General features: G+C 38.1%; 9 protein-coding genes and 1 pseudogene (1 of these 10 only partly in view). 7 read left to right on the top strand and 3 right to left on the bottom strand.

Going from position 1 to position 18,265, the window contains the following annotated elements; all coding sequences use genetic code 11:
* The first annotated feature begins 33 nt into the window (after nt 1-33).
* From IPM92_11115 to IPM92_11095, 5 genes and pseudogenes are all read left to right on the top strand, one after another.
* Nucleotides 34-2,096 (top strand): annotated as a pseudogene (locus tag IPM92_11115) (DUF4331 domain-containing protein).
* Between the two features lie 85 nt (nt 2,097-2,181).
* Entirely contained in the window at nt 2,182-3,417 is a 1,236-nt protein-coding gene (locus IPM92_11110) for a tetratricopeptide repeat protein (protein ID MBK9108885.1), read from the top strand.
* A gap of 303 nt (nt 3,418-3,720) precedes the next feature.
* Nucleotides 3,721-4,548, top strand: coding sequence for a hypothetical protein (locus tag IPM92_11105; GenBank protein MBK9108884.1), 828 nt, complete (start codon nt 3,721-3,723; stop codon nt 4,546-4,548).
* A 48-nt stretch (nt 4,549-4,596) separates the two neighbouring features.
* On the top strand, nt 4,597-5,961 hold the full coding sequence (locus IPM92_11100) for a T9SS type A sorting domain-containing protein (protein MBK9108883.1): 1,365 nt from the start codon (nt 4,597-4,599) through the stop codon (nt 5,959-5,961).
* A gap of 69 nt (nt 5,962-6,030) precedes the next feature.
* The gene (locus IPM92_11095; GenBank protein ID MBK9108882.1) at nt 6,031-8,922 is read left to right on the top strand and encodes a T9SS type A sorting domain-containing protein; all 2,892 of its coding nucleotides are present in this window, start codon (nt 6,031-6,033) and stop codon (nt 8,920-8,922) included.
* 41 nt (nt 8,923-8,963) lie between these two features.
* On the opposite strand, the gene IPM92_11090 is transcribed toward IPM92_11095, so the two are convergent.
* The 3 genes from IPM92_11090 to IPM92_11080 form a co-directional block, all read right to left on the bottom strand.
* A complete protein-coding gene (locus IPM92_11090) occupies nt 8,964-9,782 on the bottom strand; it encodes an anti-sigma factor (protein ID MBK9108881.1) in 819 nt (272 codons plus the stop codon).
* Nucleotides 9,782-10,318: a sigma-70 family RNA polymerase sigma factor gene (locus tag IPM92_11085; GenBank protein MBK9108880.1), complete on the bottom strand. Its 537-nt coding sequence runs from the start codon at nt 10,316-10,318 to the stop codon at nt 9,782-9,784. Before IPM92_11085 ends, IPM92_11090 begins: the two co-directional genes overlap by 1 nt.
* Before the next feature lie 213 nt (nt 10,319-10,531).
* On the bottom strand, nt 10,532-11,311 hold the full coding sequence (locus IPM92_11080) for a hypothetical protein (protein MBK9108879.1): 780 nt from the start codon (nt 11,309-11,311) through the stop codon (nt 10,532-10,534).
* 139 nt (nt 11,312-11,450) lie between these two features.
* Between IPM92_11080 and IPM92_11075 the strand changes: the two genes are divergently transcribed.
* Together IPM92_11075 and IPM92_11070 are read left to right on the top strand one after the other, a co-directional pair.
* Nucleotides 11,451-14,804: a gliding motility-associated C-terminal domain-containing protein gene (locus IPM92_11075; GenBank protein ID MBK9108878.1), complete on the top strand. Its 3,354-nt coding sequence runs from the start codon at nt 11,451-11,453 to the stop codon at nt 14,802-14,804.
* On the top strand, nt 14,801-18,265 hold the 5' portion of the coding sequence (locus IPM92_11070) for a gliding motility-associated C-terminal domain-containing protein (protein ID MBK9108877.1). It continues 1,185 nt past the right edge of the window; the window shows 3,465 of its 4,650 coding nt (coding positions 1-3,465); its start codon is at nt 14,801-14,803; its stop codon lies off the right edge, out of view. Before IPM92_11075 ends, IPM92_11070 begins: the two co-directional genes overlap by 4 nt.

Here is an 18,265-nt window from a genome sequence, read left to right as displayed (position 1 = left end):
TTTAAAATTATTATTTCAACTAAAAAAATTCGTATGAAAATTTTAAAACAATTTTACAAACTTAAAATCAAGCAAAATTTTTGTTTGTTATTTCTGCTTTTTTTATTCCAATGGAGCAACATATTTGCATCCAGCCACAGAGAGGCACCACTCATCGCCTATGATCCTTTAGCAGACAATGTTGATTTGTATGCATTCAGAAGTCCTGACAATCCTGACTTTATTACGATCATTGCAACGTATGTGCCATTACAATTTCCACATGGCGGACCCAACTATTATACATTTGGCGAAAACGTCAGGTATGAAATTCACATTGACAATGACGCTACCAAACCTGGAGATGAAATTATTTACAGGTTTACATTTAAATTAAGAAATGAAGATCCAACTACATTTTTCAACATCAGATTAGGCAAACAAAATCAAAAAGCAAGTTATCAACTTGAAAAAAGTACAGATGGTGGTGTGAGTTTCATGACAATTATAACAGATGGTTATGTTCCACCCAACTATATCGGACTTCGTTCGATTACCAGTTCTGCTGGTTTAAATTCTCCATACTCCAATTTATTTAGAAATGCCATCACGAATACTGGTGGTGGAGAAAAAATATTTTGTGGCCCGACAGATGATCCTTTCTTTGTGGATTTGGGCGGTGTATTTGATTTAGGCAACTTACCAAGACAAGGTGAAAAAGCAAGAGATGGGATTGCATGTTTGAATGTAAGTGCAATTTGCATTCAGGTACCCATAAATATGCTATTAAAAACAGGAGCACCTAGCGCCCCCGAACTATTTTAGATCCTGATTATGTCATAGGTGTATGGGCATCAGCAAGCAGACCGGCGATACGTACATTAAGTGCAGGTAAAGAAATTCATTCCGGAGATTGGGTACAGGTTTCAAGATTAGGAATGCCATTGACAAATGAAGCGGTAATTCCCATAGGTTACAAAGATTATTGGAATGGATTGAGCCCTTATGCGGAAATTTCAGATACTATTTTGGATGAATTCTTTTACAATCCTGAACTGGCATTATATATGGATGATCGCCTTTTTGGTTCTGCGGTTCCAGCATTTTCAAAATTAAGAATTCAGACAAATTCTCTTGGACTAGCCGATTTCGGATATGGAAAAAATGGATTATATGGTTTGAAAGGAAGCGCTGCAGTAAGCGGTACAGCTTTAGATGATGCCATATTCGGAACTTTACTTTTACCAAAACCAAATGCAGCACGGTCGGTTGATTTGTGGCCGATTTTCCATACAGGTGTTCCAAATTTTCCACCTTACCAGTTAGCCACCGGAAAAAATGGAAATCCACTTGCAGTTGGTAAACCATTTATCCACAATTTTCTTCCGAATGGCGGAGATATGCTTCGCTTAAATATGGCAACTCCGGTAACACCGCGTAACGATCCTGATTTTAGTACATTAGGTATCATTCAGGCCGCCGTTTTGGGATTGTTGGATCCAAGATTTAATACCAACACTGATATCCAGGCGATACCGAATATGGATGGATTTCCTAATGGCCGCAGATTGGAAGATGATGTGACCAGAATTGAATTACAAGCCGTTTCCGGAGTAGCATTAGCCGCCATTGGACTTTGGTATGATGATTACGTACCGGGTAATTCGCCTGTGACCAGCCAACTTCTGGGAGTTTTAGGCTACACGACTGGTGTAGAAAAGAATGATGCTGCTTTTTCATCTACATTTCCTTATCTGGCAGAACCCTGGTCAGGTGATGGAGCCTGTGGTGGAAAAATTATTACAGGTTTGAAGGATCCAGGGAATAATGGAATTATTGGATTAGGTACGAAAGGCATTGCTGCAATGAATTATCCAAATCCATTTAAAGAAACTACAAATTTGAAACTCCAATTGCAAACCAAAGAGCAGCTCGTTGCAAATATACTCACAGTTCAAGGTGCACCTGTTCGCATTTTATTTGACCGCGAATTAGAAGCAGGAGAACATAATTTACCATTGAATCTTTCAGATTTGACCAATGGAGAATACATCATTAGTTTAACTTCAAAAAACAGAGGTTACCTCCAAAGTATTAAAATTACAAAAATAAATTAACGATTTTGTATGCAAGAACTTTGCACAGCATGCAAAGTCCTTGCATTTTTTTTTAAAACATTACAAGCATTCAATTTAAACAAAAATGAAACATTTAATTTTCATTGGATTACTCTCCATTTTATGCTCCTGCAATCAGAACCTGGATACCAATCCATCTAATGCTCAAGATTGGACAACAGCTTATACAGATTTTCCCAAACTTATAGACCGCCATGAAGCACTTCAATACGGAAAAGAATGGGAAAACATACAAAGTGAATACGGCTCATACCGTGATCAAATCATCCATCAACAGGATGAAGTACAAGCCAGAATCAAACTAGCTGAATTGTTTTGCAATGAAGCTAAAATAACTGGCGAACATCCATATTATTACCCATTGGCACTGGCACAATACGATAGCGCACTCGCCATTTTGAATGGAAAAGAAACGGATGAAACGTTCAGGTCTTTAAGTGGAAAGGCCAGTGTTTTTCTTTCTTTACATCACTTTGAAGATGCATTACAAATTGGTAAGAAAGCATTGGCGCTCAATGCACATAACGCCAACATTTATGGCATCCTCACAGATGCGAATGTGGAGTTGGGAAATTATACAGAAGCTATAACATATGCCGATAAAATGGTATCCATCCGACCTGACATCAGGTCTTATTCGAGAATTTCCTATTTAAGGGAATTGCACGGTATGACTCCGGAGGCCATTGATGCCATGAAACTTGCCATTCAATCATCCTATCCCGGAACAGAAGACAGAGCCTGGGCGATGGTGACTTTAGCACATCTGTTATATGATAATCAAGCGTTTCAGGAATCACAAAATGTTGTGGATCGCATTTTAAGTGAGAGACCTCTATATCCATTTGCCCTTGAAATTAAAGCTATGTTAGAAATTCAAAAAGGAAATCAAGAGGAAGCAGAAGCTTTGTTAAAACAGGCAATCTCCATCATTCCTGAAGTTTCATTTCAAATTCAACTTGCGGAGATTTACAAATCTCAGCATCGGGATATTGAGTTCAATAATGCATTACAAAGCATTTATGAAATGATGAAAGAAGACAGTGATAAGGGACATAATATGAATTTAGAACTGGCTCAATTATATTTAGACTTAGGCAATGAGCCACAGAAGGCACTTGAATTGGCATTAAAAGAATATCAAGTCAGACCTCAAAATATTATGGTCAATCTTTTGCTATCGAAAATATATTTAAAGCAATCAAAAATTGAAAACTCTAAAAAGCATGCTATCGTTGCAAGCGCCACAAATTTTGAACATCAGGAATTGAAGTCGATTCAAAATGAATTGAGACTTTAATAAAGGGTTCACAGAAAATGGTTTTCATTTTGCAGGGCTATCATTTATTTCAGACGCAATGCTGACAATCGACATTTAAATATTAAATATTTTAAAGGGCATGGATCGGATCTATGCCCTTTTTTCATTTTTATTTAGTTAAAAAATTGACTTTAATCATGGGATTGAGTAACTTCGTAAATTGTTTAACCTTAAAAACCTCTACCATGAGAAAGTTTGAGTGCATTGGTAGATTCAATTCTACCCCCCCCCCATTCTACGAATCACTTCGTAGATATTGTTAAACTAGCTTTATTCCTGCTTATGATTCTGTTGCCTGGAATATCGAAAAGCCAAGATACTTTGATCTGTGATAATGGTGGGTTTGAGGATGGGTTTAGTTATTATAATGGATATCTTTCAGAATTTCTTTTTGGTTTTGGCAGTGGTACATGTACTCCTACCAAACTTGATTTGCCAGTAACATTTACATTAACAAATATGCCTGCAACACATAAATTTGCCATTATGTCCAACGGAATTGATCCGGTAGTCAGCGTTAATCAAACTGTATTTGGATCCAAATCATTACTTCTAAATAGTTACTGTAGCCACTTGAATAATTGTGTACACTATGCAGATATCAATAGGATAAAAAAAAGATTTCTAGTTACTGAAGAAAATCGAAATTTCACAGTGTGGTATTCCGCAGTATTAGAAAATCCTGATGAACATGTTGATCGTCAACCATTTTTTAGCATTCGCTGTGATCTTGGTATAAGCGCCGATTTATGCTTTGATGGAATCAGTTTTCCAGCTAAAGAACTGCCAAGAGATCTAATTTCGGGTTGTAATCCAAATGATTCTTTGTGTTATCAAGAAAATGATTTTGTAAAATACACCGATTGGGCCTGTCATCGTATCCTCATCCCCAATGACAAAATAGGTGAAATAGCTACTCTCGAAATTACAGCTGCTGATTGTGCAAGAGGTGGTCATTTTGGCTATGTCTACATCGACGGTATCTGCGAAGAATGTGACAACAGCAGTTATGGTTCGGGTACACTCGACAAAAAACCTTATATCATTGTATCTTGTGATGGTGATTCCATTACCTTAAAAGGAAGGTACACCCCACCTACAATCGATTGATATACTATACTCGATAGTATTTCTGTACCAGGCTTTAATATTTACGGAATGAGTATAGACGCAACTACCAAAACATTTTCATTCAGAGTTGTTAAAACTGATTTTCAAAGTCCAAACCCAACTTGTCGCGATGTCATCGCTTACCTGAAATTTAAAAATGCGGCCGGCGATTTTCTTCCGGATGTACCTACTAATGCCGTTGAGCTGTGCTATTCGGATTTTGTACTTCCAGATGTAGATATTGTCATTGGCCAATGCAATCGCAATGATCCCAACAACAATGTTTTTTCAGATGATTATTATTACGTGAGTTTTACCATTTCAAATGCAGACAACAGGCACTGGAGATTGGAACGACTGGTGGATGATCCTTACCCAGATGAATCCGGACGCTACTTTTTAAAAACCGATGGATATGGAAATGGCTCTTATAATCTTGGACCTTTCTTAATTCAGGAAGGCAGCTGGGTGTTGACTCTATTTTATGGTGGTTGCTCCGATACCTTCCAGATCATCCCCCCTGATTATTGTTCAGGTTGCTCAGAGCTTTCGAAAGTTAAGATCAGCAATATTCAATGTAATCCGGCAACGGGAACATGGTCTTATGATATCTTTATTCCAGGGCCTGTTCCTCCTGTTGGCGATTGTTACGAATTAGAAGGTAGCCAAAGGGAATTTAACATTACTTATACCATCGATGGCAATCAGATGAGTAACCAAGAGTGTTTAAATCCAACAATTAATTATAAGGTAAACTGTCAAGATATACAACCTACTTGCTCTGCAATTTTGGACATCTGTCCACCAAAACCTTGCAACAATGGTAATTACGAAATCTGCGATCTGGAAGCTTATTTTGTTGGTGTCAATTGTATCGATAATGGCAATGGTAATTATTCTTATACAGTTGAATTTAATGTAAGTGACGCTCCTTATCCTTGCTATCGAAGTTTTACGCCAGGTAATTTAAACCTGGTCGAAGGTTCGTTCAGTAATCCGTTGGGCCCATTTTATGATGCTGAAAGGTATTTTGTGATCTATTCCTGTGGAGAGGTCATTCCCTATACCTGCGTTTGTCCGAATACAGGATGTTACAAAATATTTAAAGTTCGCAAACCAGAAGACTGTATTACACGGGAAGATTTTGGCGGTGCAATTGAAAGCTCGATCCTGAATAATGGCAAAGAACTTAAAATCATACCAAATCCTGTCATTTCTGATGAATGGTTAATTCGATCAAGTCTGGAAAAAACAGATTTTGAAATTATCAGTCATTCCGGAATTAGCATATATGCTGGAAAATTTATTGGACCTGAACATCAGTTAAAAATATCATTGCCCAAAGGCTTGTATCTGTTAAGATATTATAATTCGAACGGTACAAGTTCCAGTTTAAAGTTTATTAAGATGTAAATCTTTTTTTTAATAGGATGAATGCTTTAAATGCATTCATCCTTTTCTCATTACATATTCATCCTAATCATGAAAGCACATAAAATTACTTCATATACCATTTTATTGATTTGCATTCCTCTTTTTATCTTAGGTCAAAATGATCATTGTAATACTCTTAAAGAAGATTCAACTAAATGTTATGTTCTAAAACAATATATTAAACCCCAGATAGTCCTTGAAAAAAAATGGGAAACTAAGGAAATAGCTTACACTGGCCAAACCCCACTAGTTGCGAAACTAAATAGGGATTGTATTCCTGAAATATTGTTAAGGGGATTTAATTCACAAGATGGTTCTACTCTTGATACACCAAGAGTGCATATCTATGACGGAAGAGATGGTACTTTGAAAATGAAATTTGATTGTGGGGGCTTTGCTCCTGAACTTACACCTGTGATTGCAGATGTAGACAATGACGGTACAAATGACATAGTTGTTTCTACAACTTATGGAACTTTTCAATATAGATATCATTTAATGTGCTATGACTATTTAGGGAAACTGAAATGGGTTTCAGATGAATATTTATACAATAATAATCTACCAGTTACTTCATGTTTTGGAGTTGCAGATTTTAATCAAGATGGCATGATGGAGGTCTATTGCAATAACCGGATCTTTAATGGTCAAACCGGCAAATTACTGGTAGAAGGTGGCATGAATGGCATGGGAGCTACATTTAGTAAAAATTATATAAATCCAATATCAATATCTGTAGCTGCACAACTCGATAGTGACCTAAATGACCTGGAATTGGCTGCAGGTTATACTATCTACAAAGTAATCATATTGAATCCAAATGGAAAAACAGGGAACCAAATGATACCTATCAATATAAAAGTAGAAAATAGATTTCTTGATGGAACTACAGCTGTAGCCGATATTAATGGTGATGGGCAATTAGACGTCATAGTTTCCTACGCTGCTAATGATATTAATTCCAAAGTGTATGCATATACGCTGGTTAACGGCACTCCAAATCTAATTGCGCAGAATTATATTCCCGGTAAAGACGAACACAATGGTTGTCCAAGTATTTCTGATATTGATAGTAATGGCATTCCAAATATTTTAGTGAGTAAATATAATTCACTACACAATTTTGAATATGACGGAACCAATAAGTTCATTCTCAGATGGTCCTTTAAAGTAATGGATACTTTAGCTACGATGGGCATTACAACCTTTGATTTAAATGGTGATGGTATCCAGGAAATTATTTATCGGGATCATTTTAATTTACTGATCATAGATGGCAGTGTGAATCCGCCACAAATCATTGATAGTTTAAGATGTATAGCAGGGACATATGGAGAATACCCCATTATTGCAGATATCGATAATTCCGGAAAAGCTCAAATTTGCACTGTCTGTGGTGGTATTGGACCCTGGCCACAGAATATTACACGAGGCTACCTCACCGCCTTCGGCTCTCCAGATAGCCTTGCGGGTTGGGCCCCTGCAAGAGCTGTTTGGAATCAATACGCCTACAATCCGCTATACATCAACGACGATCTCACCGTGCCCAGGGTGCCAAAAAATCAGGTCAGTTATAAAAATGGCAAGTACAACAATTTTTTGCAGCAGGAATCTTTACTCGACAGCAACGGCATGTATAAAGTAAGCGCTGCAAGTTTGTGGGGAGAGATTGCTTGCATTAACTACGATCAGATAGCGGAGGAATACACCGTGTCATTCAATGTTTTTAACCACACTAATGCGTCTGCCAGAGCAGATAGTGCATTGCCGGTTTCATTTTACAATAGTGACCCTACAACTGGCGGTAATTTGCTGGGTATTTTTTATACACCTTCGCAATTAAATCCTGGTGATCGCTTGCTGCAGCAGGAGTTTAAGTTTAAAGTCTCACAAATACAGGACTTGTACATGGTGGTCAATACCAAACGCGATAGCATTGGCGCATTTGATCCTAAAGATTTTTCATCTTTAGAATGTGATTATGCAGACAATGTTTTTCACACTACAGAGCTTCCGAAAACTGAAAGTATCTCTGCTTCTATCTGCAAGGGCAGTAAATATCCTTTCTTTGATACCATGTTGACCCTTCAGGGACATTATACACACATCCTTCGCAATCAAAAAAATTGCGATAGCCTGATCACCTTACTCGAACTAACAGTTGTTGATACCATTCACAGTTTGCAAACCCTGTCTGTTTGTGATAGTTTTAACTGGCAAGGCATCGTTTACCGCGAAAATTCAACAATTGTGAATCATTTTCAGGTTGCTCATGGTTGTGACAGTGTGGTTACTTTGAATCTGAACATTCGCAAAAGTAGCGATACGCTTATTCAGATAAACGCTTGCAGAAAATTTGGATTTAATGATAAAGTTTACACGGAAGGAGGTAAGTATTTTATAAAATTGAGAAACCGCCAGGGCTGTGATAGTCTCATCGAACTCAATCTGAATATAATTTCTCTGGATACCAATATCACCAAATTGGGAAATACCTTAATCGCATTGGACAGTGTAGCCACTTACCAATGGGTCGACTGCGATGAGCATTTTATGATTATTCCCGGTGCGACTCAAAAAACCTACACAGCTGATAAAAATGGGAACTATGCGGTAATCTTAAATACTCCTCCATGTGTAGATACTTCTGTTTGCATAAACGTGATTGTTTCTCATGGTACTCAATACGACAGACTGCATTTGCTCGCTTATCCAAATCCTGCTACGAACCAACTTCATTTGTTATTTCCGGATCCCGTTACCGGTGAATTTCTTGCAAGCATAAGAGACATACATGGACGGACTATTTTGAAAAACGTTCTCGTGAAAGAAGAACGCAAAGAAATTAATGTTGATATCAGCGATTTAGCTGCTGGTTTGTATTTTGTATACTTTCAGTCCGCATTGGGTGCACATCATTTGATATTCATGAAATTGTGATGCATTGATAAACAGAAATTTCGATGACTGTGCAGAACTTACTAAGGATTTGATACCTTTCCCAAAGCGTACATTTCTTCCAAAGTTGGAGCAGCACTACCACCTGTTTTTTCCAAAGTAATCGCAAAAGCTTCTGCTTTATCAATCGAATTCATGGCAATGGGTTGCATGGATGTTTTAGAAGGAATATCGAATACACCCAAATCGACTGGACTGCCCTCTTTAATGGCCCACAACTGATACTGTTTTCCCTGGGGTGCTGAAGGCAAATGAACCAAATCGAGAAATACAGTCTGCTGGAGCGAATCCCACAAAACCGCTACCGAACTACCCGATGCTTTCTGAGGCAATCCATTTAATAAAATGATCCTTGATTGCGGATTGTTCCATGTAGTCCATTTTTTTTCAAACTGTGCTAATTGTTCTTCTTGATTGTTTAGTTTGTGATTTACAGATACCAGTTCCTCTTTATGAGTAAATGCGGTAGTCCGTTCATTGAAATACAATGCAACTGCTGCAAAGGCAGTGATCAGGCTTGCAGCTAAAGCCCAATTTTTAACTCCCGAAAATGAAATTACTTTGCCTGATTGAAAGGCATCTGTCTGTTTAACAAGAACGGAAAATTCCTTTATGGGCTCTTTTGATAATTTGGATTTGATCTTGTCTTTTAAATGTGAAGGTGGCTCAACTTTTTGAATGTCCAAATAATTTTCAAAAGAAAGAGCTATTTCATTTAATGCTGTTTTGATTTCCGGATAAATATGAGACATACATTCTACTTCCTTCCTTTCCTGTTCGCCTAAGGATTGCAAGACATATTGTTCAAGTATTCCGGATTCTATATAAGCCTTTAAGTCCATTAAGCTTTAAATATATTTTTTAGTTCTAAAATTGCATTTCTCGCTCTTGTTTTCAGCGTTCCTAATGGCATATTGAGATGTTTCGCCGCTTCATCTTGTGTAAGACCTTTATAGTATAATAATTCAATAACCTCTCTGTAATCTGGTTTGAGGCTTTGCACAAAATCTTTAACACCTATCGTCGAAGGATTATACTCCACAAATTTATTGCTTTCAATGTTTACGACAGATTCCAAATTTTGGATGTTGTTATTGACTTTATTTCGAAAAGTGTCTAGTGCAATATTCCTAGCGATTTGTGCCATCCAGATCAATAAACTACCTTTATTAGGATCAAACTGGTGAATGTTGTTCCAGATTTTAATGAAACATTCCTGTAAACAATCCTCTGCTATTTCCTGCTTCCTTACTATTTTTAGGATAAGTCCATACAATAACGCACTACTCGCATTGTAAAGTTCATCAAAAGCATCATGATCCCTGGCAAGGATGCCCTTAAGTATTTCAGCTTCTCTATTTTTTGCAATAATTGACAAAGGATACTATATATTCTACAAATGTAATACTAATTGCCATGTAAAAATGGCAATTTACAATTACAAAACTTTATTTGGGGATAAGTAATTTAGAAAAGTCAAATGCTTGTTCCTTGCAAATTGTTATCTAATTCAAAAATATAGATATAGAATATACTGTAGATTGTAATGATACATTTCAGGATTAATAAAGGCCTATGTCAACACCAGCCATTATTTATTACAAAAAATCGGAATGACTCCAGAATGTTGCTGCATGGTATTATTTTGTAAGATATAAGTATATAGTCCGGATTTAATTTGAGGTATCGAAATGGGATCATTCACATTTGATATCATTCGATCAAAGATGGTATGTCCTAATAAATCAAATACCATAAGTTTGATCGGCAACATTTCATTCACACTGCCAAGTATACGCAATGCTTGTTCAGATCCATTATAAACCAAATTAAAATTGATTTCATTTTTCTGTTCCTCGCTTGCAACAATAATGATTCCGTCTTTAATTCTATACTCAATACAGGCATCCGGAATTGAATAATATTTAATAGTGTTGTTAATATCGTATAAAACTTCCCGGACCATGGTTGTACAACTCGGATGAGCAGAAGGCATCAGGCAAATAAAATGATCCGTTGGAAATAATTCACGATATTCCAAGGTCAGAAAAGGAACATTTTTTTGAAGTTTCACATTTTCAAGGCTCTTATTTATCCAAACAATTCTGACATTTCGCGGACAAATTTCGTTGAATATTTTTCTGCCCACATCCAAGATAATATCGGAAGTCAGGGTATCAAATTCGACAAACTCGGAATTGTGATGTATTCCAAATTGCAATGTTGCTACCTCATAATTTTCTGTAGGTATGACATCACAATAAATTTTCTGATTTTCAAAGCGTAGTTTAAAATCTAATTTGAACTCCTGATTTTGGCCAATGAGAGACCCGACAAAAACTAAAATGAGAATTATACTTAAATATTTCATATACCATTTTTTTAATATTCCTACCAAAAATAAGAATTTCACCTCACTATTCAAACAAAAAGTAGATAAATTGTACAATAACAAAACATTTTCCCTGAAAATTGGATTAACTTTAAGCCCCTCTCTAAAGAATATGTCCATGCGAATTTCAACTCTTTTGGGACTTTTTTGGACCCTTGCTGCCATTTGTACAGCACAACGCGAACATGTCCGCCATTTAGTCCCGGAGAACAACAAAGCAAGCTGCTGTTGCGGCCAATTTGTAGAAATCTTTTTTCCTAACCTCGATTTTGAATCCGCCCCGCTGCCAGGGCCGGGAACCTTTTTTACATATGGCACAGGAACAAATTTTGGAGGTTGGACGGTAACCCAGGCTACCATTGATCATTGTGATGCCGGGGTTGGCAATCTTGGCGCCGGTAACCCCAATGGTGCGACGTTTTTTATTGATTTACATGGTTCACCAGGTCTGGGTGCTATTTCCTATAACTTATTCGGCTTGACTCCCGGTAACCAATACCGCATCGAGTTCTGGACCGCACAAAATGGTGGTGGATTCTCTTCTACAGGGTTTTTAAGAGTTGGCGGCGGAGCCTGGCTCAATGTCAACTGGATCGTTTCTGTTTCCGGTGCTGTTGCCTGGAGAAAAGAAATGTATGAGTTTACAGCACAGGCAGCATCCACAACAATGGAATTTAGCAGTACTGGTCCGATGGTTTTTGCAGGCACTCTCGTAGATGATATCAAGATTTTTGAATGTCCCGGTGATCTGGAAAAACCGGAGGTACTCAATCCTCCGGTCGATCTCATGTTCGAATGTGAAAATCAGGTTCCCAAAGCACCTACTTTACTCATTAGTGATAATTGCGATCCTAATCCGGTAATCACTTTAAAAGAAACAAAAGAAAACATCGACCCTTGTACTAAAAAGATAACGAGAGAATGGAAAGTAAAAGATGTGTGCGACAATGAAACCATCATTACTCAAATTATAGATATTATCGATCAAACACCACCCGCTTTTACGAAATTGCCAGAAGACAAATTTGTAAAATGCGAACAGGATGTGCTCAAAGAATTCAATGACTGGCTAAAAAAGAATGGAAACGCAAATGCACAAGATGACTGTGGTCCACTTAGTTGGCGCAACAGTTATGACCGCCTTCCTCATAAATATTGTGATACCATACTTACCGAATTCATTGCAGTAAGTCCCTGCGGACTCGAAATTTCAGAATATGCCACATTTTATGTTATCGATACGACGGCACCCAAATTTTTCGTCCAGGCACAATCCAAAAACTTCAGTTGTATATCTGGAAAAAATGATTCTTTGCGGAATTGGTTAAACAATTATGCTTTTTCAAAAGTCTCTACCAACTGTGATACCTTTTTTCTAAGTCACAACTTTGACAAAGATTCAAGTAAGAATCCAATCGTCGTTACCTTTTATGCCAAAGACCGTTGCGGGAATGTTGACAGCAGTACTGCAAGTTTTACATTTCGAACCGCCAGTGATACCTTTAGAATAATTGAATACTCTTGCAATTTTACAGCCAATCGTTTGGATACGGCTTATTTTACTTCCAATGGCTGCGACAGTATTGTCATCTCTGAAAAAATAAAACTATTTCCCGATTCCCTATATATTCAGAATTTTACCTGTGATACTTTATTGGCAGGATTTGATACCCTGATACTAACGAACGTTAGTGGTTGCGACAGTATCGTGTTTACGCATACCGATTGGAAATCTAGTCCGATTACTTTATTACAAGTTTTCGATTGCCATTTTCCCGCTTATCGCGTGGATACCATGTTTTTCCAGGGCCAATTCTGCGACTCTAGCGTCATTACCGAATACATCCCACTCAAAACGGATACCACGTTTTTACAACTTTCGACTTGTGATTCAACGAAAGCTGGAATTCAAACACAGATTTTAAAAAATGTGTTCGGTTGCGACAGTTCGGTCATTACCCATTCCTTATTGAGTACGGTTCAAACCCATTTTCAAAACAGCTTTGAATGCGGACTGGCGCTGCCGTATACAGATACCCTGGTTTATCAAAGCAATAGTTGTGACAGTTTGGTCATCACTTCACACTTTCCTTTAAAATTAGATACCACTCTATTGCAAAATCAAACCTGTGATCCGATGCAGTCGGGTGTTTTTCAAAGAAAACTCATCAACCAGTCAGGTTGCGACAGCCTGGTCATCGAACAGGTCACCTTACTCCCATCAGATTCCATCAACCAGAACAGCAGCACTTGCATTTTGTCCCAGGCCGGAATTTTTACAGACCGACTTAAAAACAAATTCGGTTGCGACAGCATTGTCAGGCGTTTTGTCCAGTTTATTCCCTCTGACACCGCGGTCATTCAGGCTTTCACCTGTGATCCTTTGTCGGTTCGCAACGACACTTTGATTTATCAAACTTCCACTTGCGACAGTATTGTATTTCGTGCCATTCAACTCTCGGCTTCTGATACCATCGACATTCAACTGTCCACTTGTATTTATTCACAATCAGGTTTTGATACGCTGCGTTTAACGAATCGTGCAGGATGTGATAGTTTGGTTTTTATCCATACTACCTTTATTCCTTCCGATACCTCACATATAAACACCACGACCTGCAATCCCCAATTAGCAGGTTTGGATACACTCGCCTTACGCAATAGCGTTGGTTGTGATTCCCTGGTTTATATTTCAAGTACTTTCCTCCCGATCAATTTATTGTGGACGCTCGATTCCATTCGCTGTTTCGGTGCAGATGATGGAGCCTTTCACATACTCAATACTGGCGATTTCACCAGACCATTCGAAATATATTTAAATGGGAACTTACAATCAGGGAACCCCACCCTGGATCATTTATCTGAAGGAAACTATTCTGTTTATATCCGCGATCTGATGGGTTGTATTTCGCAAACTGTGCAATTTGAATTATTCAATCCGACAGCTTTGGTGACGGATTTAGGTGCAGATCAAACCGCAAAAAAGGGCAGTCCCGTCAAAATAAATTTACAAACCAATAAAAATCTTCAACAAATCATTTGGCAGCCCAATCATCCGAATGCTTGTGTAAATTGTGCTGATTACGATTTTATCGCCGATCAGGATGTTTGGGTCTATAGTCTGGCTATTGATGATAGAGGCTGTAACAGTCTGGATTCCGTTTTTATTAAAGTTCTGAGAACCGGCAATGTTTTTGCACCCAATGTTTTCTCTCCCAATGGCGATAACATTAATGATTATTTTTATATCCACGGAGAGGATGGTGCTATCGTCGAACAAATGTTAGTTTACAATAGATGGGGAGAATTGCTCTTTGTAACAAATCATATTGCTGTTAACGATCCTTCAAAAGGCTGGGACGGAAGTTTTAGAGGAGAAAAAATGATTCCGGGTGTTTATATTTTTTATGCAAAAGTGAATCAAAATGAAACTCCATTTATTTTACAAGGTGAATTGAATTTGATCCGATGAACATTCGAAAATTTATTTTGATTTCAGGAATCAAATACATATGGATTCAATGTTTGTTATTGCTAACGACAACTTTGAATGAGATAAATGCTCAAATAAACTGCTGTTGTGGCTCTCCCACTGAGTTGAATTTTTCAGGACTGGATTTCGAAGTAGATCCATTTCCACCGCCGGCAGGTTATTTTTATTATTTCGCAGTAAGTCCACTAGGCCCCTGGACTGTATCCAATGGAATCATCGATCATGGAGATCCTAATTATTGTGGCGGACTAGCATATGGCAACCCTAATGGTGCCAGTTACTTTGTTGATCTTTTTGGTTCAGCGCCCAATGGACATCTGGCCGGCACTTTACAATATCAACTTACCGGCTTGACTCCTGGAAATACTTATTATATCGAATTTTGGTATGCTACCTATAATGGCATTGGAAATTATTCAGCTAATTTAAGCATTGCGAATGGAGCATGGTTGAATGTAAATTGGACCGCCAATAATGTTGGAAATGCAATCTGGCTTAAAAAAACGTATTCTTTTAAAGCGCTTTCCAATTCTGCTTCTCTGGAGTTTACAGATACGGGAGCCAGTTCCCCAACCTATGACATTGGGATGTTGCTGGATGATATTAAAATTTTTGAATGCCCGGCTGATCAAACAGCACCTGTTGTTTTAAATCCTCCTACAGATTTAGAAATCGAATGTGAAAAACTCATACCAACACGTCCGCAGCTTCAAATTTCGGATGATTGCGATCTCAATCCCACCATAGTTTTAGAAGAAACCACTGATGGAAACGATCCCTGCAATAAAACATTAACCCGCAACTGGACCATCACAGATGATTGCAATAATTCTACACAGCTTCATCAAATCATCAAGATCAATGATATAGATCCACCGGATTTAATCAAATTGCCGGAAGACAAATTTGTAAATTGCATAGAAGATGTAGTCAAAGAATTTAATCATTGGATTCAGAAAAATGGATATGCCCAGGCAACTGAAGACTGTGGAATTTTAAATTGGAGAATAAATTACGACCGATTGCCAAAAAATGTTTGTGACACTTTAATAGTTGAATTTATAACAAGTGATGTTTGCGGAAATGAAAGTTCCGCTTACGCACAATTTATCGTACGCGACACTATTGCTCCAAATTTCATTATTGAACCCGTTGATAAAATTTACGGAAATATAAACAACCCAAGAGATTCACTCAAAGAGTGGTTATTACAGAATGGATATTCAAAAGTTTCAGGGGGTTGTGATTCCGTAAAAATCAGGACAGATTTTAATGGAGATTCTACGACTAATCCACTGGGCTTATGGTTTTATGCTGAAGATGATTGTGGCCATGTGGATAGCAGTTTTGCCAATTTTTCTTACCAGGGAAACAGTATCAATTGTTGTTGTGGAGTTCCCACAGAACTATTTTTCAGCAATCTAGATTTTGAGTCTCCGCCTACCGCTCCTCCCGGTGGATGGATCGATTACAGTGCCGGAGAAGTATATGCCGGATGGACCATTACATCCGGATCAGTGAGTATTCACGATCCCGCACATTTAAATTTAGGCGATGGCAATCCAAATGGTTCGACGCAACATATGGATTTGCATGGATTCAGTCAGGGATCTGCCGCTTATACATTGACAGGACTCACTGCAGGAAATAAATATACCATTAGCTTTTGGTATGCCATACATATTGGAGGCGGCAATGTCAGTGCTTCTTTGCGAATAGGCAATTTGTTGAATGTAAATTGGAATGCAAGCAATCCGGGAAATGTAAATTGGCTACAAGCGATGTATGAGTTTACGGCAAATGGGCCGGTAGCCACTATGGAATTTTTTGGAAGCGGCTCAAGTCCCTGTTGTGGAATGTTGATAGACGACATTCAGATATTTGAGTGTCCTGAAGATCTTGAAGGTCCAGAAATATTAACTGCTTTAGATGATCTTGAAGTAGAATGTACAAAGGATGTGCCCAAAGCACCCACAATTGTGTTAAGCGACAACTGTGATGCAAATCCAAAAGTAAGTTTTAAGGAAGTTTCGCAAATGATCGATCCTTGCACCCAAAAAATCACGAGAAGTTGGGAAGTAAAAGATGCGTGTGGAAATATCACTATTGAAGAACAGATCATAGATGTCATTGATAAAAATGCACCTCAATTTAACCTAAACCCTGCCAATAAAATAATTTATTGTGATCAAAACATCAATAAGGAATTCAACGACTGGATCAAAATAAATGGAGGCGCGGTTGCAGTTGATGCCTGCGGGCCCGTTACCTGGCGAACGAGTATAGATAAAAACCCTGAAGCCACTTGCGATTCGGTTATAGTGGAGTTCTTTGCCAAAGATCACTGTGGAAATGAGGCAAGCACCTATGCACTTTTTTATGTCAGAGATACAAGTACGCCGAGATTTATTGTATCTGCGCAAAACAAAAATCTAATCTGTGTACCAGCTGCAAGGGATTCTTTAAAAATGTGGATCGATTCTTTTGCATTTGCAAAAACAACCGGGGATTGCGATACTGTTATACTTAGCCATAATTTCAATGGCGACTTCAATCAAAATCCAATGCGATTGACAGTCTATGCCAAAGACCGCTGCGGAAACACAGATAGTAGTTCCGCCACGTTTACATACAGAACCGGCAGTGATACCTTTAGAATAATTGAATACTCTTGCAATTTTACAGCCAATCGTTTGGATACGGCTTATTTTACTTCCAATGGCTGCGACAGCATTGTCATCTCTGAAAAAATAAAACTATTTCCCGATTCCCTATATATTCAGAATTTTACCTGTGATACTTTATTGGCAGGATTTGATACCCTGATACTAACGAACGTTAGTGGTTGCGACAGTATCGTGTTTACACATACCGATTGGAAATCTAGTCCGATTACTTTATTACAAGTTTTCGATTGCCATTTTCCCGCTTATCGCGTGGATACCATGTTTTTCCAGGGCCAATTCTGCGACTCTAGCGTCATTACCGAATACATCCCACTCAAAACGGATACCACGTTTTTACAACTTTCGACTTGTGATTCAACGAAAGTTGGAATTCAAACTCAGATTTTAAAAAATGTGTTTGGTTGCGACAGTTCGGTCATTACCCATACCTTATTGAGTACGGTTCAAACCCATTTTCAAAACAGCTTTGAATGCGGACTGGCGCTGCCGTATACAGATACCCTGGTTTATCAAAGCAATAGTTGTGACAGTTTGGTCATCACTTCACACTTCCCTTTAAAATTGGATACCACTCTATTGCAAAATCAAACCTGTGATCCGATGCAGTCGGGTGTTTTTCAAAGAAAACTCATCAACCAGTCAGGTTGCGACAGCCTGGTCATCGAACAGGTCACCTTACTCCCATCAGATTCCATCAACCAGAACAGCAGCACTTGCATTTTGTCCCAGGCCGGAATCTTCACAGACCGACTC

It is taken from the genome of Saprospiraceae bacterium, assembly GCA_016719615.1.
Lineage (GTDB): Bacteria > Bacteroidota > Bacteroidia > Chitinophagales > Saprospiraceae > Vicinibacter.
The sequence above is the reverse complement of the archived record's forward strand: the minus strand, read 5'-3'. Positions and strand labels throughout refer to the sequence as shown.

Coding starts and splice junctions, on each gene's coding strand:
- IPM92_11095 (MBK9108882.1), top strand. CDS start 6,031: ATGAAAGCACATAAAATTACTTCATATACCATTTTATTGATTTGCATT.
- IPM92_11090 (MBK9108881.1), bottom strand. CDS start 9,782: ATGGACTTAAAGGCTTATATAGAATCCGGAATACTTGAACAATATGTC.
- IPM92_11100 (MBK9108883.1), top strand. CDS start 4,597: ATGAGTATAGACGCAACTACCAAAACATTTTCATTCAGAGTTGTTAAA.
- IPM92_11110 (MBK9108885.1), top strand. CDS start 2,182: ATGAAACATTTAATTTTCATTGGATTACTCTCCATTTTATGCTCCTGC.
- IPM92_11080 (MBK9108879.1), bottom strand. CDS start 11,311: ATGAAATATTTAAGTATAATTCTCATTTTAGTTTTTGTCGGGTCTCTC.
- IPM92_11105 (MBK9108884.1), top strand. CDS start 3,721: ATGATTCTGTTGCCTGGAATATCGAAAAGCCAAGATACTTTGATCTGT.
- IPM92_11075 (MBK9108878.1), top strand. CDS start 11,451: ATGCGAATTTCAACTCTTTTGGGACTTTTTTGGACCCTTGCTGCCATT.